The 24,183-nt window shown below is 42.5% G+C and carries 16 protein-coding genes; 8 read left to right on the top strand and 8 right to left on the bottom strand.

All coding sequences use genetic code 11. From position 1 onward, the window contains the following. The first annotated feature begins 12 nt into the window (after window positions 1-12). The 5 genes from LAQ65_RS17595 to LAQ65_RS17575 all read left to right on the top strand — a co-directional run bounded on the left by LAQ65_RS17595 (window position 13) and on the right by LAQ65_RS17575 (window position 8,835). On the top strand, window positions 13-1,896 hold the full coding sequence (locus LAQ65_RS17595; protein ID WP_224118316.1) for a RagB/SusD family nutrient uptake outer membrane protein: 1,884 nt from the start codon (window positions 13-15) through the stop codon (window positions 1,894-1,896). 71 nt (window positions 1,897-1,967) lie between these two features. Next, window positions 1,968-5,306: a VCBS repeat-containing protein gene (locus tag LAQ65_RS17590; RefSeq protein WP_224118315.1), complete on the top strand. Its 3,339-nt coding sequence runs from the start codon at window positions 1,968-1,970 to the stop codon at window positions 5,304-5,306. Then, window positions 5,303-6,664, top strand: a complete 1,362-nt coding sequence (locus LAQ65_RS17585; RefSeq protein ID WP_224118314.1) for a vanadium-dependent haloperoxidase — start codon at window positions 5,303-5,305, stop codon at window positions 6,662-6,664. Before LAQ65_RS17590 ends, LAQ65_RS17585 begins: the two co-directional genes overlap by 4 nt. A gap of 14 nt (window positions 6,665-6,678) precedes the next feature. Next, entirely contained in the window at window positions 6,679-8,358 is a 1,680-nt protein-coding gene (locus LAQ65_RS17580) for a CRTAC1 family protein (RefSeq protein WP_224118313.1), read from the top strand. A gap of 63 nt (window positions 8,359-8,421) precedes the next feature. Beyond that, complete coding sequence (locus LAQ65_RS17575) at window positions 8,422-8,835, top strand: Dabb family protein (RefSeq protein ID WP_224118312.1); 414 nt, start codon at window positions 8,422-8,424, stop codon at window positions 8,833-8,835. A gap of 7 nt (window positions 8,836-8,842) precedes the next feature. On the opposite strand, the gene LAQ65_RS17570 is transcribed toward LAQ65_RS17575, so the two are convergent. The 5 genes from LAQ65_RS17570 to LAQ65_RS17550 form a co-directional block, all read right to left on the bottom strand. Beyond that, window positions 8,843-9,469 (bottom strand): T9SS type A sorting domain-containing protein, encoded by a 627-nt coding sequence (locus tag LAQ65_RS17570; RefSeq protein ID WP_224118311.1) that lies wholly within the window; start codon window positions 9,467-9,469, stop codon window positions 8,843-8,845. A gap of 127 nt (window positions 9,470-9,596) precedes the next feature. Then, window positions 9,597-10,325 (bottom strand): 6-phosphogluconolactonase, encoded by a 729-nt coding sequence (gene pgl / locus LAQ65_RS17565; protein ID WP_224118310.1) that lies wholly within the window; start codon window positions 10,323-10,325, stop codon window positions 9,597-9,599. A 70-nt stretch (window positions 10,326-10,395) separates the two neighbouring features. Next, window positions 10,396-11,913 (bottom strand): glucose-6-phosphate dehydrogenase, encoded by a 1,518-nt coding sequence (gene zwf / locus LAQ65_RS17560; RefSeq protein WP_224118309.1) that lies wholly within the window; start codon window positions 11,911-11,913, stop codon window positions 10,396-10,398. Window positions 11,914-11,952: 39 nt separating this feature from the next. Next, window positions 11,953-13,380 carry an NADP-dependent phosphogluconate dehydrogenase gene (gndA, locus tag LAQ65_RS17555; protein WP_224118308.1) on the bottom strand — a complete coding sequence of 476 codons (1,428 nt, stop codon included), beginning with the start codon at window positions 13,378-13,380 and terminating at the stop codon, window positions 11,953-11,955. A 78-nt stretch (window positions 13,381-13,458) separates the two neighbouring features. Further along, entirely contained in the window at window positions 13,459-14,754 is a 1,296-nt protein-coding gene (locus tag LAQ65_RS17550; RefSeq protein ID WP_224118307.1) for a sugar MFS transporter, read from the bottom strand. A 93-nt stretch (window positions 14,755-14,847) separates the two neighbouring features. Here LAQ65_RS17550 and LAQ65_RS17545 point away from each other — a divergent pair, with 93 nt between their 5' ends. Both LAQ65_RS17545 and LAQ65_RS17540 read left to right on the top strand, forming a co-directional pair. Next, window positions 14,848-16,080, top strand: coding sequence for a TCR/Tet family MFS transporter (locus tag LAQ65_RS17545; protein WP_224118306.1), 1,233 nt, complete (start codon window positions 14,848-14,850; stop codon window positions 16,078-16,080). Between the two features lie 185 nt (window positions 16,081-16,265). Then, window positions 16,266-16,607, top strand: coding sequence for an RNA recognition motif domain-containing protein (locus tag LAQ65_RS17540; protein WP_224118305.1), 342 nt, complete (start codon window positions 16,266-16,268; stop codon window positions 16,605-16,607). Window positions 16,608-16,682: 75 nt separating this feature from the next. Here LAQ65_RS17540 and LAQ65_RS17535 read toward each other — a convergent pair whose 3' ends face one another. Genes LAQ65_RS17535 through LAQ65_RS17525 form a run of 3 tightly spaced genes read right to left on the bottom strand, consistent with a single transcriptional unit; the run spans window position 16,683 to window position 23,756 of the window. Further along, on the bottom strand, window positions 16,683-19,121 hold the full coding sequence (locus LAQ65_RS17535) for a hypothetical protein (protein ID WP_224118304.1): 2,439 nt from the start codon (window positions 19,119-19,121) through the stop codon (window positions 16,683-16,685). A gap of 17 nt (window positions 19,122-19,138) precedes the next feature. Further along, a complete protein-coding gene (locus LAQ65_RS17530) occupies window positions 19,139-21,562 on the bottom strand; it encodes a hypothetical protein (RefSeq protein ID WP_224118303.1) in 2,424 nt (807 codons plus the stop codon). A 49-nt stretch (window positions 21,563-21,611) separates the two neighbouring features. Then, entirely contained in the window at window positions 21,612-23,756 is a 2,145-nt protein-coding gene (locus tag LAQ65_RS17525) for a S9 family peptidase (RefSeq protein ID WP_224118302.1), read from the bottom strand. A 74-nt stretch (window positions 23,757-23,830) separates the two neighbouring features. Here LAQ65_RS17525 and LAQ65_RS17520 point away from each other — a divergent pair, with 74 nt between their 5' ends. Further along, window positions 23,831-24,181 carry a carboxymuconolactone decarboxylase family protein gene (locus LAQ65_RS17520; protein WP_224118301.1) on the top strand — a complete coding sequence of 117 codons (351 nt, stop codon included), beginning with the start codon at window positions 23,831-23,833 and terminating at the stop codon, window positions 24,179-24,181. Window positions 24,182-24,183 lie beyond the last annotated feature (2 nt).

Here is a 24,183-nt window from a genome sequence, read left to right as displayed (position 1 = left end):
ACTATTAGACGTATGAAAAATATTAAAATCATAATCGGGTTAGTAGCTGCGTCGCTGGTATTCGCTGCATCCTGTAAAAAGGGCCTGAATACCCAACCACTGGATAAAATCTCCAGTGAAGCAACCTGGGCGGATGGGCCATTATCCGAAGCTTTTGTTTTTGGTGTGTACTCCTTCCTGGGTTATGGCGGCTTTGAAGAGCAGGCCTTGGCAGCCTATACGGATGAAGCTATGTTTACCCACGCCGGTAGGAATATCAATACTTTTACGGAAGCCACTGAAACGCCTTCCAACGTAGCCTGGGTTAGCGATACCTATGGCTGGAGCAGGATGTATTATGCGATCCGGGAAGCTAATGTGGCGATCAACCGCTTGCCAACCTCTACTTTTGAAGATAAAACCCTGAGGGACCAATTATTGGGGGAATCCTATTTCCTGAGGGCCTATTATTATCAGCAGCTGGTTAGGTACTATGGTGGAGTTCCACTCATTAAAAGGCCATATGAACTTAATGAAGACTATTCTATTGCCAGGAACACTTATGAAGAGTGTATAAATTCAATTGTATCAGATCTCGATAGTGCTGCGCTTTTACTTAATGGAAAAACCATGCAACCGGGTCGTACCTCGAAACTGGCAGCAATGGCGCTTAAAGCCCGCGTTTTGTTGTATGCAGCAAGCGATATTCATGATGGTCCAACTGCACAATCAAAATCTGCTACCTTAAGTGCTTATGGTGCAAATATTGCACTGGTTGCTTATACCAGCGGAAGCAGGGAGGCAAGATGGCAGGCTGCCAGGGATGCTGCAAATGCAGTACTACAGGCCGGCCAGGGTTATAAATTGAATCTTACTGCACCAGCTTCACGAGAAGAAGGGAAAAATAATTACATGTCCATTGCGCTTGGTGGACAAAGTGCAGTTGGTGATGCCGCTGCCGCTACAGAACTGATCTTCCAGCGTACACATACCGCTTTGTATACCCAGGAAGACAACTGGCCTTTGGGTGGTATTCATTATGGTATCAATAATGGCCCCAATGGTTACCACAACTGGGCGGGAAATACACCCATTCAGAATTTGGTGGATGACTATGAAATGATGGATGGTTCTAAGTTTAGCTGGGATTCTGCCAAACATAAAGCTGATCCTTATGTAAACCGTGACCCGCGCTTTTATGCTACCATTTTGTTTGATGGGGCTGATTGGAAACCAAGACCCTCAGATGTAAAAGGATTAGATGAGGTAAACCAAATACAATCCGGTTATTATGATGATGGTAAAGGTGGTATTGTTAATGGTGTAGACACCCGGGAATCCCCGGTTGAGAACTGGAACGGCAGCCGCACCCATTATTATACCAGGAAGTTTATTGATCCTAACCCAGCCCTGGCAGATAATCAATCAAGCGCCCAGGTTATACCATGGCCATTTATCCGCTATACAGAAATGGTACTGAATTTTGTGGAAGCAAGCCTGGCGCTTGGAGACGAAGCTTCAGCAAGGGATTGGCTGAATAAAATCAGGTTCCGTGCAGGTATGCCTGCTATTCCAAATACAGTTACCGGTGCAGACCTGGTAAACCTCTATCGTAATGAACGGAGAATAGAACTGGTTTATGAAGAACATCGTTACCATGATGCAAGACGCTGGATGATTCCGGAGCAAACAGTTGGTCGGGGAATTAAAGCCATTAATGTAACGGCAAAACTGAAGACTGGGAAAACAGCCCTTGTTCCTTACAGGCACGATACTTCTGTTTATGATTATACATACACTCCAGTAGACAATACAGAAAACGAAAGGCGTAAATGGGATGATAAAATGTATTACCGTCCTATTACCCGTGATGAAATGAGCAGGAATAACAAACTGGTTCAGAATCCTGGGTATTAAACAGATATTTAGCAAATTGAAAAAAATCTATCCCGGAAATGGGATAGATTTTTTTATATTACCCATTCCAAATGAATCCTAAAAAAGTATACCATATTGCCTTTTTCATTTGCTTTTGGGCCATGAGTAGTTGCAATAATAAAGGCGATTCTGGCAAAGCAGCAACTGGTAAACAGTTGTTCACTTTACTGGATTCTTCGGCTACAAATATCAATTTTCAAAATACCCTTACGGAAGGATTAAATACGAATATCCTGATGTACGAGTATTTCTATAATGGCGGTGGTATTGCTGCCGGAGACTTCAATAATGACGGACTGGTGGATCTCTATTTCACTTCAAATATGGGTGAAAACAAGTTCTACCTTAATAAAGGCAATTTACAGTTCCAGGATATTACCCTTCCATCAAATGCAGGCGGCAGGCCTGGTCCGTGGAAAACAGGTGTAAACGCTGTTGATATTAATGCAGATGGCAAACTGGATATTTACCTCTGTTATTCCGGTGCAATGCCAGCAGAAAAAAGGGTAAACCAGTTATTTATTAACAAGGGAAATAATGACCAGGGAATTCCAGTCTTTGAAGAGAAAGCTGCAGAATACGGACTGGCAAGTACTGGGTTCAGCAACCAGTCTTATTTTCTCGATTATGATAAAGATGGTGACCTTGATATGCTGCTGTTGAACCATAATCCAAAAAACCTGCCCATCCTGAATGAGGTCAGTACAGCTGAACTTTTCAAGCAGGATAGCCCTGAAAAGGGTCTGCGTTTATTCAGGCAGGCAAATGGCAAATTTGAAGATGTTACAACAAGCAGCGGCATTAATGGTTCTGAATTGAGTTATGGGTTAGGGCTTGGTATCTCTGATTTTAATGGGGATGGCTGGCCTGATTTTTATGTGTCTAATGATTATGCTGTGCCGGATTATTACTATATCAATAATAAAAACGGGACCTTTTCCAACCTGCTTAATAAAAGCATTGGCCATACCAGCCAGTTTTCAATGGGCAATGATGTGGCAGACGTCAACAATGACGGCCTTCCCGATATTTTTACCCTCGATATGTTGCCGGAAGATAACCACAGGCAGAAATTGTTACTATCCCCGGATAATTACGACAAATTTAACCTGAATGTTCGAAGTGGGTTTTATTACCAATACATGCGGAATATGCTTCAGTTGAATAACGGCAACGGTACTTTTAGTGAAACCGGCCAGATCGCTGGCATATCCAATACTGACTGGAGCTGGTCGGCACTCCTTGCAGATTATGATAATGATGGCTGGAAAGACCTATACGTTACTAATGGATATTACAGGGATTACACTAACCTTGATTTTATTAATTACATGAATGAGTACGTGCAGGCTAAAGGACGGCTTCAGCGCGAAGATGTAATGGAAATCATTAAGGAAATGCCTTCCTCTAATGTGCTTAATTATATTTTCCAAAATAAGAAAGGCAGTGAATTCCAGAATAAAAACCAGGACTGGGGCATTAACCAGGCCTCTAATAGTAATGGTGCAATATATGCTGACCTGGACAACGACGGAGACCTCGACCTGGTTGTAAACAATATCAACCAGCAGGCATTCGTATATAAAAATGAATCACAAAATCTGGCGGGCAACCATTACCTGCAGTTGCATCTTAAAGGTGCTGCAGGAAATACGCAGGGCCTGGGGGCGATGGTGAAAATTTATTGCAATGGACTCAGGCAAACCCTGGAGCAAAACCCGGCAAGGGGTTATTTATCCAATGTATCATATGCACTTCATTTTGGATTAGGAAATGCTAATAAAGCAGACTCCCTTTTTATAACCTGGAATAGTGGTAAATCACAAAAACTAATAGATGTAAAGGCCAACCAGGTTCTAAACCTTGATGAGAAAGATGCACTTGAAAATGCAAAAATGCCGCAGCCTGTTTCCAGCTGGTTTACCGAGATTCAGCCTGGCATAAAATATAAGAGTTCCGATACTACTATAAATGACTTCAACAGGCAACCCTTATTGATTAGTCAATTTTCCTATCATGGTCCGTGCATGACGAAGGATGACCTGAACAAAGATGGCCTGGAGGATGTGTTAATTGGCGGGGAAGCCAGTAAAGCAGCAAAAATTTTCATGCAGCAAAAGAATGGATCTTTCATTGAAAAAAAGGTCCCTGCATTTGAACAGGACAAGGCTTTTGACGATGCGGCTATAGCCGTTTTTGATGCTAATGGTGATGGCCATACGGATATTTATATTGCAAGCGGTGGCTATCATGACCTGGTTTCAACGGATAGTTTGCTAACTGACAGGTTATATATTAATGACGGCCACAATAATTATTTCAGGAGCAATGGGCTTCCTGCAGTGGCAGGTAGTAAGTCTTGTGTGAGGATCCAGGATATCAATGGAGATGGTTCGCCCGACATTTTTGTTGGAGGAAGGGTTGTCCCGGGCCGTTATCCAGAGACACCAAAGAGTTATATTTTAATAAATGATGGAAAAGGTAGATTTTCAGACCAGACAGGGAATATTTGTCCGGCCCTTTCGGCATTGGGAATGATATCAGATGCCGCATGGATTGACCTCGACCTTGATAAAAAGAATGAATTGGTGGTTGTTGGTGAGTGGATGCCGGTTACTGTTTTCAGCCAGGATAATGGCAAGCTGGTTAATAGCAGCGGGAAATATTTTGACCAGTCCTATTCTGGCTTTTGGAATACAATTAATGTTGGCGATTTTAATGGCGATGGCCGTCCGGACCTTATAATTGGAAACATGGGCCTGAATACCCAATTCAAAGCATCAGAAAAAGAACCATTGGAAATGTTCTACGGCGACTTCGACAAGAATGGCTCAGTGGATCCTGTGTTTAGTTTCTTTATCCAGCACAAAAAGTATCCCTATATTACCCGTGATGAGTTAGTTAGCCAGCTTCCCATTATGCGGAAAAGATTTTCCAATTTTAAGAGTTATGCTGATATAACAATGGATGAGTTATTTCAGAATAATGAACTGAAAGAGGCCATGCATCTTGTCGCCGATTATATGAAGACAAGTTGTTTTTTGAGCAGTCCGGGCCGGAAGTTTACATTGGCTGAATTGCCGCAGGAAGTCCAATATGCTCCGGTATATACCATTAACCAATTGGATTTTAACGGAGATGGAAAGACCGACCTGTTACTTTGCGGCAATAACAGTCGCACGAAAATCAGGCTGGGAAAATTTGATGCAAATTATGGTGTACTGCTTGCAGGGGACGGCAAAGGCAATTTCGGTTACGTTTCACAGGCTGAATCAGGATTCAATATCTGGGGAGATGTCAGAAGCTGTATCCAAATAAAAGACAAATTGTATTTTGGCATAAATAGTAAGGACCTCATTGCTTATTCACTGATGAAGCAAAAGAAATGACCACAAAAAAGTTATTGAGAAAAAATACAATTGTCTGCCTGGTTGTTTCCTGGTTTGCATTTTCATGCAAAGAGGAAAAACTAAAATTGCCCGATGATTATGAATTGGCAACCTCATGGGCAGACATGACGAATTATATTACCAAAACTACTCCGGCAAATTCCCCCACATTTGCCTCGCGTTGTTTCGGGTATATTGGCCTGACGATGTACGAATCGGTTGTGAATGGTTACCCCGAGTATCAGTCCATAGCCGCAGAGCTGAACGGTTTAGGTAATTTGCCTTTACCGGAAAAAGGTAAGGCCTATAACTGGAAATTGGTATTGAATTCTGCACAGTCTGAAATCATCAGTAGTATTTATATCCAAACTTCTGCAGAAAACAAAAATAAAATTGATTCATTAGAGCATCATTTTGAAACACTATTCAAGTCAACAACACCTGATGATTCAATTGTAAGAAGGTCCATTATATATGGAAAGAAGATAGCGAAACAAATTTTTGAATGGTCGAAAACTGATGGTGGACACCGCGGTTACCTGAACAATTTTGATAAGAAACTCGTATTTGAAAATAAGCCTGGAGGATGGAAGCCTCCTTTGTTTGCCCAATCATTCAGTCATTATCCGCTTCACCCGCATTGGGGCCGGAACCGTACCTTCCTTTCAGTTGATTCAGCGATAGCCGCACCAGAATACATTCCCTATGATACCCTTCCTTCTTCTGCCTACTACCAGCAATTTATGCAGGTGTATGAAAAGAGAAAAGTGTTGACACAGGCCGAAAAAGAAGCAGCGATATGGTGGAGTGATGATCCGGATGTCACTTTTACTCCGCCTGGTCATTCTTATTACCTCGCTACGCTTGCTATACGAAAAACAAAACCCAACCTGGTAAAATGTGCTGAGACCTATGCACGTGTCGGTATGGCGGTTGCTGATGCCTTCAGAAATTGCTGGAAATGGAAATACCAGTTTTTCACAGAGCGCGCCAATACATTTATTCCACAACATGTAGACCAGCAATGGGAATCATTCTGGCCAGATCCCCCATTTCCTGCTTTCCCTTCCGGTCATGCAATACAGGCGGCAGCTGCTGCAACCGTACTGACTGATTTATATGGGGATCATTTTGAATTTACAGATAGTGCACATGTGGGTCGGCCAAGAGATGAATTAAGGAATACAGAATTTAAGGCCCGGCACTTTAAATCATTTTGGGAAGCCGCCGAAGAAACAGCCATGTCCCGGTTTTATGGAGGTATACATATACCACAGGACAATGCAAGGGGATTAGAGAAGGGGAAGATAATTGCTGATAATATTAACCGGTTAAACTGGAAAAGGCCGAAATCATAAACTCTTAACAGGTCATGCGTCATTATATTATAACGATACTGGTTTTTGCAAGCTTTCATAATAATCAAGGTTTCTGTCAAACCCCTTTTACTGATGTCACAGATCAATCCGGCATAAAGCATGTATTCAAAGTATATGAGGGCATGTTTGGTGGTGGGGCCTGTGTACTGGATTTTAATAAAGATGGATTTGAGGATTTATATATTACTGGTGGCATGAATGATGATGTCTTATATAAGAACAATGGGAATGGCACTTTCACCAATGTTTTTGAGAAATCAGGTATGGCTGTTACAAAGAATTATGTAACGCAGGGAGTTGCTGGTGCAGACGTAAACCGTGACGGATATATTGACCTGTTTGTTACCACTATTACACGCAGGGATAGAAAGGAGGTCATTCCGAGGGAGATTAACCTGTTTTTCCTCAATAACGGAGACGGCACATTCCGGGATGCTACAAAAGAATATGGCCTTGACCAGCTTTTTTCATTTAGTACAGGCGCAAGTTTTGGCGATTTTAATGCGGACGGATGGCCTGATCTTTATGTTGGTAATTATTTCAACGAATATAAGGGTAAGCTGAGTGTAATTAACGATGCAACAGTAGTTGGTGCAAACCAGATTGCAAAGGGTTATTTATTGCTAAATGAGAATGGCAAAAAGTTCAGGGATGTATATGAAGAATATGGATTGGATTTCAGGGGGTTTGGTTTTGGTGGGGTCTTCACTGACTTTGACAACGATGGTGACCAGGACTTATTTATAAACCACGACTTTGGGTATAAGCGTACACCCGATATGCTGCTGGAGAATCATTTTCCCAAAAGTGCCTTTTCTGATGTGGGAAAGGAAACCGGTATGGACCTTAAAATCAATTCGATGGGAACCGCAGTTGGGGATTATAATAATGATGGACTGATGGACTATTATATGACCAACATCAAGTTCAATTATTTTATGGTAAACCAGGGTGTGGGTAAACCATTTGTAAACAAAGCCACAGAATTGGGATTGGGATTTTTCGCGATAAGCTGGGGTGCAAATTTCGCCGACTTTGACCATGATGGAGACGTGGATTTATTTGTGGCAAACGGAGACCTGAATCCGAATTGTGTTCCCATGGCGAATTTTTATTTTGAGAACGATGGAAAAAAATTTCAGGAAAAGGCCCGTGCGGTTGGGCTTGCAGATTATGGAATCGGACGGGGTTCAGTTGTTTTCGATTACGACAACGATGGTGACCTGGATATCCTGGTCGTTAACCAGGCCCCGGTACTCGATTACCCGGTGCCATCAACGACCAGATTATTCAGGAATGATTCTGCACACGGTAACTGGATTAAAATTGCCCTCAAGGGAGTAGCGGCGGAAACCCATGGGATAGGGTCAAAAATTGAAGTTGAAGCCGGCGGAATAAAAATGATCCGTGAAATTGATGGTGGTGGATCCAGCCACCTTTCCCAGAATTCTGATATAGCTCATTTTGGCCTCGGTAAAGCCGCTAAAATTGACAAAATAACCGTTTACTGGACCGGCGGAAATAAACAGGAATTAAAGGCTATTGGAGTAAACCAATTGATCACAATAACAGAAATCCCGGCAAAGAAATCCCCTGATATTCTGCTTTACGTCCTTATTGGCCTGGGTCTGGGTGTGGTAGGATTTTTCGTATTAAAATTTAGCCGCAGATAAACCAGTAACCTGTTATATCTGTAATTTTTCGTAGCTTAAATTCCCAAAAACAAAAGCAACCACATGGAAACCCAAACTCGTCAGGGATTAATTTCCGAAACTGGTAATGCAAGGAATCTGGGCGCATTGGGCGCATTCTCATCTGCAGTCTGGGAAAACCAACTATCCCATAAGTTTATTCACCATGTTTACTTTTGGCTAAAGCATCCGGATAGTGCGAATGACAAGAAAAAACTGATTGAAGGTCTTAAAAAGCTGGCCAGGGTAAAAACCATCAGGATGTCACATATTGGTATCCCGGCTGCAACCCGGAGAGAGGTAATTGATACGACCTATTCAGTGTCATGGCTACTTGTATTTGACAATGCAGCGGACCAGGAGAGCTACCAAAAGGATGCCGACCACCTCAAATTTATTGAGGAGTGTAGTATGTTATGGCAAAAAGTAGTGGTTTACGATGCAGTGGAAGAGGCCTGATTCTATATTATAAAACCATAAATTTTTGCACTTCACATAATCCCTCTGTATCTATTTTTAGCAGGTATATCCCTTTTTTTAATGAGTTATTTTTTATCGAGTATTGATTACTGGTAGAGACAGTATTGGATAGTTGCTGACCTGAAATATTTAATAAGGTTATCAGGCGCTTTTCACTATCACCGAATAAAATAATGGTTTCGGTTAAGCTCTGCCTTATTGAAGTATTCCTTTTCTGACTCAATGCTTTTATTTCAGGGGAATACATTTTTTTCCCTTGTACGTCTACAGAACAAATCCTGTAATAAGCAATAGCAAGGGGTTGCACATCCTCAAATATAAAAGCTCCGGAAATAGTTTGTGCTGTTGCGGCAACAGAGCCAATAATGGAAAAGTCTTTCCCGTTGCCTGAACGCTGAACTTCAAATGTTTTTGTATCCACTGTTTCAGCAACGGTCCAGGTGATCCTGTTTTTATTACCTGGAATTTTAGTACAAAGTGGAGCTGCCCATCTTATTGGCAATACAGTAATACTGTTTGTATTCTCACCTGCTAGAGATTGTTGCTGTGCTAGCCCCGTTTTCGTTGCAGCTAGTACAAGTACCAAGGTGAATAGGTTAAGTATAAACTTCATACAATATTAGTTTCCCCTAAAGCAATAGCTGTTTGGGAATACAAATAAAGTAAGGGTTTACTCCTAATCTAAATTTGTTAGACGGAAGTGATGATTTTGCCGATAACAGGGCTTAAATAGCCGGGAATCATTCCTGACCTGCGGCAGCGTTATCAATAATCCAGTGCAGTTCCCCGTTTTCTGGCTGTATTGTTTGGGCGGGGTAAAGGTTGATATTTACCGGGCCATTGAGTACCTGTTTTAATGCGGGGGCTTTTGTTTTACCTGTAGTAAGGAACAGAATACAGGCAGAACGGTTGGCAATAGTTTTAGTGATAGTAATGCGGAACATATCCTGCTGTTCCAGAAAAAATGCAGCACACCATCTTTGGGTTTCGTGTACTATTTCTGTGCCCGGGAATAGGGATAAGGTGTGGCCGTCGTCACCCATTCCTAATATCAACAGGTCAAAACTGTTTTCCTTACCGTCGAAATACCTGTGCAATATCTTTTCATACTGAACTGCAGATTCCCTTGGATCGGGCAAATCGGTTCGCATGATGTGCACCTGGCTTTCCGGAACCATCACATGGTTAAGCAAAGTGTCATAGGCCATCCTGGCATTATTTCGTTCATCTTCCAGTGGCACATAGCGTTCATCTCCCCAAAAAATATGAACCCGGCTCCAGTCAATTGATTCCTTATATGGAGATGCAGCCAGAATCTGGTGTAGTCTTTTTGGAGTACTTCCACCGGATAGAGCCAGGGTGAACCGGTTTTGTTTTTGCAAAACAGTACTAATTCGTTCAGCAATTAGTGCAGCTGCTGCCTGGGCGACAGCCTCTGCATTGGGATGTATATTTATGATGGGGGGCATTGTCAATTGTGAATTTTGAAAACTGAATCGTGAGAAATACCTACCGCTCACTGCTTACCGTTTACCTTTCTTACTCCTGGTGCGGTGCGGGGACCGTAACCCAGTTCCTTCCATCACGGGCAATCAGGGCCTCAGCGTCTTCAGGTCCCCAGGAGTCTGGTGCGTAGTTCGGGAAGTCAACAGGTTCCCTTTGTTCCCAGGCCTCCTGGATCGGCATGATGACTTTCCATGCAGCAGCCACCTGGTCTTCGCGCATAAACAAAGTGGCATTGCCTTCCATTACATCCAGTAAAAGAGTTTCATAAGCTTCAGGTTCCTGTTCCTCATAAGCATCCTTGTAGTTGAAAATCATATCAACCGGACTTAAGGAAACGCCTTGTCCGGGTCTTTTTGCCTGGAACCTTAGCCTGATGTCCATTTCAGGTGCAATGCTGATGGTCAGTCGATTGGGTCTCCATGTTTCTGCCGCCTCTGGTGGGAAGGCATAATTGGGAGCCGCCTTAAACTGGATTGTAATGATGGTTTCTTTTTCGTGCATCCTTTTTCCTGTACGAACGTAAAAAGGCACATCCTGCCAGCGCCAGTTATCGATATAAAACTTTACAGCGGCAAATGTGTCAACCTGTGAATCGGGAGCTACATTTTTTTCCTGGCGGTAACCGTTTATCTGTGTTCCTTTCATCCAACCCATACTATATTGTCCGCGTACAGCAAACTGGTGAACTTCCTCGCGGGCTATTTTCCGCATGGCATGCAAAACATCTACTTTTTTATTACGGATTTCGTCGGCATCAAAATTAACCGGGGCCTCCATGGCGACCATACAAAGAAGTTGGAGAATATGATTTTGTACCATATCACGCAGGGCACCCGAGCTTTCATAAAAATCGCCACGGCCTTCTACCCCCACAGTTTCTGCTGCTGTAATCTGGATGTGGTCAATATAATTCCGGTTCCAGATGGGTTCAAATAAGGCATTTGCAAAACGCAGGGCAAGAATATTCTGGACTGTCTCTTTTCCCAGGTAATGATCAATGCGATAGATCTGTTTTTCATCGAACATGCTGGCAAGTAACTTATTCAGTTCAAGTGCACTGGCCAGGTCATGACCAAAAGGTTTCTCCACTACCACCCTGGTGCATTTGGTATCTGCGCAGATATTTAGTGGTCCAAGTTTACTTACTATTCCAGGTACTAATTGTGGGGCAACTGCCAGGTAAAAAATCACATTAGGGTGTTCACCGTATTCCGCTTCCTTTTGTTTTACTATTTCGGCAATTTTTTCAAATTCTTCTTCCTTTTCTGCATCCATCTGCAGGTAAGTAACATGGTTGGAAAAAGTTTGCCAAATACCGACCTGGTCATCTTTTCTACGACTGAATTGACCAATACCGTTGAACAGGTGTTGGCGATAGCTATTATTATCATATGGACGGCGGCCGATACCAACAATATCAAATTTCTCCGGCATCCATTCATCAATGAAAAGATTGTATAAGGCCGGCGAAAGTTTGCGGTGATTAAGGTCACCGCTTCCGCCAAAAATGAAGATTAGTGAGGCTGGTGGCCTTTTATGGTTCGAAGACATTGGTTTTCTAATTAATTAAATAAGTCGGTTACTAACGATTCAAGCCTTACCCCACTGTGTATGAAACTTCCCTTCCTGGTCAATCCTTTCATATGTGTGGGCACCAAAGAAATCACGTTGAGCCTGCAGCAAGTTCAAAGGAAGCCTTGCAGTTGTATAGGCATCATAATAGGCCAGTGCATTCATTAGCGCTCCGGCCGGAACCCCGGCAAGGGCTGATGCTGCGGCAATCTGCCTGAGTGAGCCAATATTATTTTTAACCAGTTCGGATATGGATGAATCAAGTAACAGGTTTGGTGTTTCCGGGTTCTTCTGGTAAGCATTATAAAATGATTCCAACAGTGTTGACCTGATGATACAGCCACCCCGCCATACTTTAACAGCATTGTCGAGTGGAATTTCCATATCCAGGTCTTTCGACGCAGTATGCAGCATGGCCATGCCTTGCACATAACTTAGTATGATGGCGGTGTATAATCCTTTCCGGCAGTTTTCAACAAGTGAATCATCCCTGAAGAATGTATTAAAGGCCTGGTTTTGCTGAGGATGGTGCAATTCAGCGGCAGTTTCCCGCTCTGTTTTCAATGATGAGATATTTCGCATAGTTACGGCCATATCTATTGAAGGAATAGCAACTCCCATATCCATGGCAATTTGCGAAGTCCACTTTCCGGTACCTTTTGATCCGGCTTTATCCAGGATCATATCAACCAGAAACGCATCAGTCTTATTATCTTTCTGCGAGAAAATTTCCGCAGTGATTTCGATCAGGTATGATTTCAAATCACCTTCGTTCCATTTGGTGAAGAGCCGGTGCAGTTCTTCGTTGGTTAAACCAGCGCCGCGGTGCAGGATATCATATACTTCGCAAATCAGTTGCATTATAGAATATTCGATACCGTTATGCACCATTTTAACAAAATGGCCGGCTGCCCCTTTTCCCATATAGTCAACGCATGGCTCTCCGTTTACTTTGGCAGCGATGGATTCTAAAATGGGTTTCAGGTGTTCCCAGGCAACGAGATCGCCACCAGGCATCATGCTGGGTCCGAACCTTGCACCTTCTTCTCCGCCGGAAACTCCAACCCCGATAAAATGAATTCCTTTGGGTTGCAGGTATTGGTAACGACGAAGGGTATCTGTATAATAGGTATTTCCGCCATCGATAATGATATCCCCTTCATTCACTAATGGCAAAAGGCTTTCAATAACATCATCAACCGGCTTGCCTGCAGGCACAAGAATCATAATGCGACGCGGCACAGAGAGCTGGCTGACCATTTCCTGGAGGGTATTTACCCCTTTAACAATTGTACCGGGCGAGGCCGATTTTTCGAAGTCAGTTGTTTTCCCCGGGTCTTTATCAAATCCGATCGCTTTAAATCCATGATCAGCCACATTGAGCAGGAGGTTGCGTCCCATAACGCCAAGTCCTACCATACCAAAATCAAATTGTTGATTAGTCATTGCATCAGGTTGCGTAGGCCGCAAAGGTAAGCCCGTTCACTTTAAGGAGCAAACCCGGATAATTACCCCAGGAAATTGTTAATCCCCGCTTTTCAAAACTGCCATTTTTAATTTGCCGGCCTTATGCCCTCTTGTAGCATAGTAGAGAATGTATACATAAGCAGGGAAAACACATAAAAAGAAGGACAATTCATTCGGTATAAACAGCTTGTCTTTCATTGATGTATATAAAAGCGGGATAATGGCCCCACCCGCTATACCCATAATTAATAGTGCAGACCCTATTTGTGTAAACTTTCCCAATCCGTCAATTGCGAGGGGAAAAAAGGCAGGCCACATCAGGGCATTTGCCAATCCAAGTAACGCAATGCAGGTAATTGACACATATCCATGGGTAAAATAAATGCCCAAACTTAAAATGATACCCAGTATGGCAGACCCGAGCAGGGCTTGTTGCTGGCTTAAGTATTTTGGGATAGCAAAAACCCCAATGATATATCCAAGAAGCATGGCCCCTAAAGTAAATGCAGTAAAGTATTTGGTGATATCAAGGCTCATTCCCATAGCTTTTCCATAGGTACCGATTGCGTCACCGGCAAGAACTTCGACACCAACATAAAAGAACAGGCAAACCACCCCCAATAAAAGGTGCGGAAAAGAAAGAATGGAATTTTTCTCTGGTATACCCGGAGTTTCTGCTGTTTCAGGATTGTTAATCTCCGGCAGCTTTGAAAGCAGTATAAAAACAGATAACAAAACCAGGACAATAGTAATAATTATATAAGGAGTGATTATCCTTTGTGCCAATTGACCCAGGAGCCCTTCCCTTATTAGTGGATCTGTTGCGGATAAAATATTGTTTTCAATTGACTGGGCGTTTTTTAAAACAATGGCTCCCAGGATAATTGGACTTAATACCCCGGCCAGCTTATTGCAAATGCCCATCATACTAATTCTTTTGGCTGCACTTTCAATTGGCCCAACAATACTGATATATGGATTGGATGCGGTTTGTAAGAGGGCAAGTCCCATTCCCTGGACGAAAAGGCCTGTTAGGAATAATGGAAAACTGCGGTTATATGATGCAGGGATAAAAACAAGGGAACCAATCGCCATAATAAAGAGGCCCAGGGCCATTCCTTTTTTATACCCTACCTTTTCCAGGATCTTAGCCGAAGGTAGTGCCAGGAAGAAATAGGCCATGTAGAAAGCAGACGTAACAAAGAAAGCCTGGATATCATTATCCAGCTGGCAGGCAATTTTTAAAAACGGGATCAATGTACTATTCAGCCAGGTGATGAAACCAAAACAGAAAAAGAGGATGCCAATGATGATGATTGCATTTCGTTGTTGCGTGGAAGATTGACTGGGCATATTGACTAATTATATGAACTCTCAAAATAGTCAATCAAAAGGGATTAATTTCACGCAATCGTTTTCACAGGTAAAAGCGATAATCCATTTTTTATGGCAACAAATAGAAAAGCAGCGCTTGGTTTTATTTTTGTTACGCTATTGCTGGATGTTACAGGGTTAGGAATTATCATACCGGTCATCCCAAAACTGATCCAGGGGCTGATCCATGGCAATATAAGTGAGGCCTCTAAATATGGCGGATGGATGGGATTTTCATATGCTATTATGCAGTTTATTTTTGCTCCCATAATTGGAAATTTAAGCGATAAGTATGGTCGGCGTCCGGTATTGCTTTTATCGCTCCTGGGCTTTGGGATTGATTATTTATTCCTGGCATTTGCTCCAACCATAGGCTGGCTTTTTGTAGGGCGGATCTTTGCAGGCATATTCGGGGCAAGTTTTACAACAGCGTCTGCTTATATTGCTGATATCAGCACGCCGGAAAACAGGGCACAGAATTTTGGTATCATCGGTGCTGCATTTGGGTTGGGTTTTATTATTGGTCCCGTTATTGGCGGCCTGCTGGGCCAGTATGGTGCCAGGATCCCCTTTATTGCTGCAGCCATACTCAGTTTGCTTAATGCCCTTTACGGATATATTATTTTACCGGAATCATTATCTGTAGAAAATCGCCGCTTTTTCGACTGGAAAAGGGCAAATCCGCTTGGTTCATTAATTCAGCTGAAAAAATATCCTGCCGTAAGCGGATTAATCGTGTCGCTTGTGCTGGTTTATATTTCAGTTCACGCGGTGCAAAGCACATGGACCTTTTACAATATTGAAAAGTTCGGATGGAATGAGAAGATCATAGGGTACTCATTAGGGTTTGCCGGATTGATGGTTGCTATTGTGCAGGGCGGTTTGATCAGGGCAATAATCCCCAGGCTTGGGAATGAACGAAGTGTTTACATCGGGTTGTTATTTTATAGTGTTGGATTTTTGTTATATGCTTTTGCCACACAAAGCTGGATGATGTTTGTATTTACCGTAGTGTATAGTATGGGTGGAATTGCCGGGCCTGCAATACAGGGCATTATTTCCTCTGCAGTACCTTCCAATGAACAGGGTGAGTTGCAGGGTGCCTTAACCAGCCTGATGAGTGCAACCTCAATAATTGGCCCGCCGCTGATGACCAACCTGTTTTCATGGTTTACCCGGCCCCAGGCACCTGTAAGGTTTCCGGGCGCTCCTTTCCTGATGTCAGCCCTACTTGTATTGGTTAGCTCATTCCTGGCATACCGGGGCCTGCACGGAACCAATAAGCCACAAAGCGCATCAAAATAGCAGTTGCCGAAAAGGTTGTTAACATATTTTAATTGGTGGTGAAGGTATTTGGGTATATCTTTGCAGCGTCATTTGAGTTAATGATCCCGGATTGGATCGAGTTATTCTGCTACGCATTTTCTGCTATCTGGTAATCTCCCGCCTGTATCTTATCGCTCATTATTTTTTATTTTTTTATTTTTAGTATGAACATTTACGTTTCAAATCTGAGCTTCAATGTTGAAGACGAAGACCTGAGAGAATTTTTTGCCGAGTATGGCGAAGTAACTTCTGCCCGTGTAATCATGGACAAATTCACCAACAAAAGCCGTGGCTTTGGTTTTGTGGAGATGGCCGATGAAACAGCTGCCCAGAAAGCAATCGGCGAACTGGATGGTGGTATGGTTGAAGGACGTGCTATCCGCGTATCAGTTGCAAAACCCCGCGAAGAGCGTGGTGGTAGCAATGGTGGCGGTGGTAACTTCGGCGGCAGCGGTGGTGGAAACCGTCGCTCTTTCAGTGGTTCTAACAGCGGAAGCCGTTGGTAAACACCAGCCGATGACTTAGGTCATCACCCAAAAATTTGCAGGCCATCAGAAATGATGGCCTGTTTTTTTATGCAGTTACTCCACAATTTTTTCAATATGGGTCAGCTTTCCTGCTGTGTTTATGCCTTCAATGACGATCCTGAATTTTTTTGTTGAATCATTATTGTAAAAGCTATATGTTACACTGCGGTTATCCTTATCTGTTATTACAAATGGATTCCAGTATAATGTGGTCCGAAGGTCTTCATCATTGTATGCCGGGTCATATTTTGCATAATCAGGCGAATAGAATTGCTTGTCGCTGGTGTAACCGGTTACTTTTGTTGTGTTCAACCCTTTTATACTTTTCAGTAAATCTTTACCCGTTTTCCGATAAACAGCAATTGCACCTGAACCCCCGCCAAAATTTCCAATAAATGGTGGCCGGAAAACTTTTACCATAGCAATATCTTCCATTGGTGTATCGTAAAGTTGACCTAATGATACAGGCATTTCGTTGAAATAGAGCCCCGGTTTACCTCCGCGCATGAAAACTTCTACATAGGATCCATAATTCCAGATAGTTAATCCGGGCACCTTATTCTGCAGGTACATGAATACATTGGTTGCGCCAAATCCGGAAGGGTCATCATCCGGAATAAAAATAAAATCATTACCACCTTTAAACTGTCCGGTAGTATAACGGTCATCCAAAAGTTCCCTTTTGGTTTTCTGGCGGCCAACTACGGTGACACTATCCAGAGTTTGTACTTTTCGATGGCTTTCAATTACGGCAAAATTCTTTGAAGTAATATCCTCGTTATACATAGTGACTGCAGATTCAAATTGTGGTAAACTGTAAGTAACAAGGGAATCTATTGAAAATGGGGGAGCACTAAGCAGAAAATTAGTACTGAGTTTCAAGCTCGTATTACTTGTGAGAAATTTATTTTTATCCTTGTTGATCTGGTAAAAAACCCTGGCGGTATCATAAAACAATATATTGTTTACGGTAAACCTGCCATCACTGGAAACCGGAATACTTAATATTTCCTGTTGGCTGTTTTTTATTCCAACAATAAGGGTTAAATCCCTTTTTTTATTGAGTTGTTTTTGGGGAAGTCCGTCCAGAATCCCATTGATGGTCAACGGGTCCTCGGCATCATGTATTAGTGAGGGAAAATTTCCCGCCAATACATCATTCCAGGTGAATCTTCTCCAGCCGTTTGTAAGCATTACAAGGTCAAGATGTCGGGAAACCGAATCAGCACCAGATGAAAAATAGTAGGCCGGATTATGCACATATCCCTTAATGTCGCTGGTTAGCAGTATATGGGAATAAATATCATCGCTTTCGCCAAGCGAGGGATTACCGCTTTCATCTGAAACAGAAACAGACAGGTTGCTGGTCAGGGAATCAGGTACGTCTATCTGGATTATGTTTTTGCCTCTTTTTTCAAGGCATTTTTCAGGCGAATGCAGTTCGGTTGCAAATGAGTAATCACCATGGTTTACAAAAACTATTCTTTCTGCCAATGGCTTTCCGTCGGTTGAAAAAACGGTTAATTGCACAATCCCCGAGGGAAGGTTCAAAGCCGGAATGGCAGTAGTAATTGTTGCAGATTTTGTTAAGAATACTGTAGCCTGGTAAACCAATTGCTGTTGCGCCTGGGCAACAATATTTACAGCAGGAAATTCCCCTGCAGCTGATTCATTTCTTTTGATGGCAAATTGTATACCTCCGCCCAGGCATTGAGCTTCTATAACTATGCCATGCAATTTTGTTTCAGGTAACCGGCTTTCCTGCATTTTACCTTCCGGGCCCGTCCATACTGCTTTGTACTGCTCTTTTGGAAGTGGCGTTAATTTGCAAATTCCCATTCCATCATGCTGTGATTGGAAACTTGTTATGGTAACTCCTTTGGAATTTTTAATTTCCCCTTTTATGTTTACAGGCAGTCCTTTTGCATCTGTTGCTTTAAAAGCTAAGACAGATTCGATGCCTTGCACAAGGTCGCCACCTTCTGGGAAAAATTGGAGAAATGCAACCGGAACAATAGTTGTGCTTTTTTTTGCGCTATTGCCTGTTTGTATAACCGGGATTGATTTTATATAAAGAAAAGAGGCATCGAAGTTTAACATCCATCTCGTATAGGCCCTGATAAATAATACGGAATCGGTGCTGCCTGGTGGGATTTCAAAGGATGCCGCAGCGCTTGAAAATATTACCGGCGAAATATTTCGCTGTAGTACTTTTCCTTTCTCATCAATCAGTTCTGTATAAATATTTTTGCTGAGTTCAGAAGGTGTATTCCCATTAAACAGGTAAGCTTTTAGCCAAATTGTTTCACCTGGATTATAAACTGCTTTATCAAAGTGGATATGAAGTTTTTCTTTAGGGTAGTTATTATTAAGGGTATTGAGTAGGGAATCGAAATCTTGTGCTGATGCTCCTTCAATGCCGGATAGTGCCAATACAAGATATAAGAGGCAAAGGCGAAGCCTGTTATATCCGGGAATTATTCTTTCCAGCATATTTTCAAAGTATTAGGCTATTGCCCTACAATTTTTTCGATCCTCGTCAATTTGCCTTCTGTATTTACCCCTTCAATAATAATCCTGTATTTCTTAGCCACATCATTATTAAAAAATGTGAAATATAGCCTGCGGTTATTTTTATCGGTATAAATAGTTGGGTTCCAATATAAGGTTGTCCGCAGGTCATCCTGGCTCCGGTCTGTATCCAGGCTTAAATAATCAGGCGAATAGAACTGTTTTTCCGGGGCATATCCCGGGATCTTTGAAAAATTAAGTCCCTTCACCTTATCATTATTCATGCGTCCGCCCTTTTTTGAATATACTGCAATGGCGCCGCCACTTCCCCCGCCAGGTGCCCCGAAAAACGGGGGCCTGAATACTTTTACCATGGCAACATCACTCATAGAAAGATTTTGGATAAGAGAAACATCACCAGACATTTCATTTAGAAACAGGCTGGGAGTTGCTCCGCGCCAGCTCATGCTCATTTGCGTACCTGATCCGGTAATTTGTAATCCCGCAACTTTTCCCTGTAAATATTCCAATACGCTTAGTGATCCCTGTGCTGAAGGATCATCTTCCAAAATAAATGTATAGGCATCTCCGCCACTGAAAAATCCGGAAGCATATTGTTCATCCATCTTAGCCTTTTTGGACTTTTGCTTTGCCACAACATCAACATTAGCAAGTGTTTGAACCTTACGCTCCCCTTCAATAACCTCAATGTTTTTCTTGGCTATATTTTTATTTCGCAGGGCTGCCTGGTTGTCTGGCCTGTTAACCTGGTAAACCGATAGCGGATCTGGATAAAATGGTCCGCTGTTAAGCATGAAATTATTCTTTATATCTATAACTGCCTTAGTGGTGAGCAGCTTGTTTTTATCATTGTTAAACTGGTAATAAATTTTAGCAGTATCATAGTAATAGAGACCGGGTATATAAAATTTTCCATCTCTCTGGACTGGGATATTGATCATTTGCTGCCCACCATTTTTTAAATTAAGGAACCCTGAAAGTTCCTGGTTCACTAATTCGGATTTAATTAGTCCGGAGATATTCCCTTCCAGCGTAATGTAGTTATCGGGCATATGCGAAATGGCTGGCCATTTTTCTGCAAGTATATCTTCCCATTTGAATCTTCTCCATCCATTAGTCATCATCACCAGGTCGAGATGCTTTGCAACAGAATCGGCATCGCTTGAAAAATAATATCCGGGATTGTGCACATAACCTTTTATATCACTGGTTAACAACAGGTGCGAAAAAATATCACTCTCCCCGGGCTGGACCGGGTTAAGACCAAGGTCGGTAATGGCCATAGACAAATTACAGGTCAGGGTGTCAGGAACGTCTACCTGTAATACATTTTTCCCTCTCTTTTCAAGTGATTTTAATTGCACATTCAGGTCGGTGATAAAATAATAATCCTGGTGGTTAACAAACACAATTCTTTCGGCGAGGGGCCTTTTATTTTCATCAAAAATGGTTACCTGTAGTATTCCCGTTGGGATATTTTCCGTGGGAATTATGGAACGTACGGCCGAAGATTTTGTAAGGTTGGCCTTTGCCTGGTAAACAATTTGTTGTTGTTCCTGGGCCACAATATGCAATACAGGGAATTGTCCTGTGGCGTCCTCCCTTCTTTTCAAAATAAACTGGATGCCATCAGGCACCTGGGAAATGGAAAGTACAACGCCGTTATTTTTTGCCGCAGGTAAATTGGTTTGCTGTGGTTTCCCTGCCTGATCTTTCCATACTGCCTTGTATTGTTCTCCTGGTTCCGGGGTAAACGGAAATTTGCCCATTCCATCATGTTCCGAAGCAAATGAACCAACTTTTACACCTTTGCTATTGAGGATATCTCCACTAATTTTAACCGGCAGCCCCCTTGCATCATTTGCTTTAAATGCAACAGCCGATCCAACACTTTCTACCAGGTCGCCTCCTTCAGGAAAAAAATGAAGGAAAGTGGTTGGGACAAGGGCTGGTTTTGCGGCATTGATTTTCTTATCTGTGATTATTGGTATTGCTTTTACAAATAAGAAAGCGGTGTCAAAATTGAGCATCCAGTTTGTATATGCGCGCACATAAACAATCGAATCCGTTAAGTTTGTTGGCAACTCAAAAGAGGCTGCAGAACCTGATAAAATTATGGGTGTAATTTTTCTCTGGATTAATTTTCCTTGCTGGTCAAGCAATTCTGAATAAACGTTTTTACTGATGTTCGATACAGAATTACCCACGAGAATATAGGATTTAGTCCAGATCGTTTCTCCGGGGTTATAGGCATTTTTATCGAAATGCAGGTACAGTTTCTCCTGCGGAAAATTTGATTCCAGTTTCATTAAGGCAGAATCAAATTGCTGCGCATGTAATAATGAACATACCAGAACCAGAGAAGGCAATAAGGAGGCTTTTAATAAATCACCGAATTTCATATTGTGGACTTCAGATTAATTTGGAAAGATAAATAATTTACCGTCGGTGTTACCTGAACCTTTCAAAGTATTCCCATGTGCGCAATAATTGATCCAACCGTTGCCGGTTATTCCCGCTGCGGGTTATCTCATGGGTTGCGTTGGGTTGCCGCACATATTCAACAGGTCGGCCCAATACTTTAAGGCTTTTATAGAGCTCTTCACTACCAATTACCCCGGTTCTCAGGTCGTTTTCACCATGGAAAATTATGAGGGGAGTGTTAATGTTTTTAACATAACTAATGGGCGATTCGCAATCAAGGATTTCCTTTGTTGACCTGTCCCACGGATAACCACCGAAATATTCTGGCACAAGCTTCCAGGCATTTCCTTCCCCAAAAAAAGTATTCAGGTCATAAACACCCCGCTGGCTGCAGGCTGCTTTAAAGCGTTGGTCGTGCCCTATTATATAGGCTACAAGATAACCGGCATAGGAGCCGCCGGTAACAAAAAGATGGCTGGAATCGGCCCATCCTTCTTCAACAGTATTATCCAGTGCATGGAGTACATCTTCCATCGGACCCTTGCCCCAGTCTTTGAAATTGGATTTCAGGAAAGAGCTGCCGTAACCGCCTGATCCGCGGGGATTGCAGTAAACGACTCCATAGCCTTTGCTGCACCAGAACTGGAACTCATGCCACATGGTACTTTCACCAGGGCCCCACATAGCTTTGGGTCCTCCATGTATTTCAAGCAGCAATGGATATTTTTTCCCGGGTATATAATTAGTGGGCTTCATTACCCAGTATTCTATAGTCAGCCCTTTTTTATTGACAAAACTATATTTAACGGGTTGAGCGATTGACCTGCCTGTGAGCCATTCCTCGTTGAATCCGGAAATTCGCTTTTCGTTTTTTCCGGCAACGTTATTGGTATAAACTTCAAATGGGTTGTTGACTGTAGTTTTAACATAAGCCATTTGGTTTCCCGTTATAACAGGGCTACTGATACCTTCGTCTGTTGATCCAAGTGTTATTAATTTTTTAGACTTGAGGTCGTATTGAAACAAAATTGCTCCACCATTGCTTTGGGCCACACCATATAAACATTCATCGCCTTTCCACACCAGGTTGCTTTTACTGCGGTCAAGCGGAATTTTAATTATGTCTTTCTGTGTGCCATTTGATGGTATTATAGCCAGATCCGGAACGGCTGTTGAATCAACCGGTGCATATTGAAAGGAAATCCATTTTCCTGACGGAGAAATTGCAGCGCCATAATAACTACTGTCTTTGGCCGAAAGGAATTTTACAGGGTTTGTCCCGTCAGTTTTCAAAGTATATAAAGCAACGGCCTCGTTTCGGTCGGGAAGAATTGTTTCATCGGCCTCGCCTTCAACAAGTAATTTTGAATTTGAAATGAACTGGGGGTTACTATAACTATTGAATCCGCTTGTCAATTGGCGGGCCGTGGCACCAGGTGATGCAGCAATAATAAATACCTGCGAAATTACGATATCGCCTGTAGTGGTTGATTCTTCCTGGAATTGCAGGCGATTGATCACTTTTGCTTTTTTATCTTTTTCATTTAGTTGCAACCAGGCCCTTGCTTCTGCAACAGAACCATCTGGATCTGCAATGCTGCGGCCATTATTCAGGAAACTATAATCTGTAAATCCGGGCTTTTCGGTTGCCCATAAGGGCAATTCACGCCGGGAATTTAATGAAGAATCATTGGCCAGGTCTTTCCATGGAATATTACCAATGAATACGATTTGTTTGCCATCGGGGCTCCATTTAGGCGAGGAAACACCATATTTTGACTTTGTTAACTGGATTGCTTCACCACCATTTAATGGAAGAAGGAAAAGCTGTGACTTGCTGTCTGCTGACCGGATAAACGCTATCTGCTGGCCATCGGGGCTCAGGGCGATTTGTGATGCTCCGTCCTTAGCTGAAGTGAGTTGTTTGGGTGCAGATAGTCCGTCCGTATTTACCGACCAGATTTGTGTCTGGAATTGGTACTCCCATTTTTTTTCTGCGTCAGGTTCAATTGATGTTACCATAAAATAAGCTTTGCTGCCATCTTTAGATAATTGCAGGCCATAGACTTGTTTGATTTTTAACATGTCGGTAAGCTTAACAGGATCTTTTGAAGATTGGGCCATGACAGCCAGGGTAAAAAGCTGGATTAATAAAAGTAGGCTGGCTTTCATACTATTGCTTTACGGTCTAATGTACGAAATGTGCAGTTCTGCTTCCGTACATTTGGCACTGTAAATCGTCTTTTATGAGCAATTTAATACAGGACTTTAATGATTACCGGGCAAGAATGAACGAAGTAATCTTGAGTAAAAATAACCTGGTGATGAAGCGTTTATGGAACCTCGATACCAATACCTATGAAGAGGGGGCTCTTTCAACACATACAAAGGAAATGCTGGGACTGGTTGCAAGCATGGTTTTGAGGTGCGATGACTGCATTAAATACCATTTGGGAAAATGTTTTGAGCAGGGGGTAACCACTGCCCAATTATATGAAATATTTGCAGTAGCCAATATTGTAGGCGGAACCATTGTTATTCCACATACGAGGCGGGCTGCTGAGTATTGGGAGGAACTGACAAGTGTAAGGAAATAATC

It is taken from the genome of Flavihumibacter profundi (assembly GCF_020076305.1).
Classification (GTDB): domain Bacteria; phylum Bacteroidota; class Bacteroidia; order Chitinophagales; family Chitinophagaceae; genus Flavihumibacter; species Flavihumibacter profundi.
The sequence above is the reverse complement of the archived record's forward strand: the minus strand, read 5'-3'. Positions and strand labels throughout refer to the sequence as shown.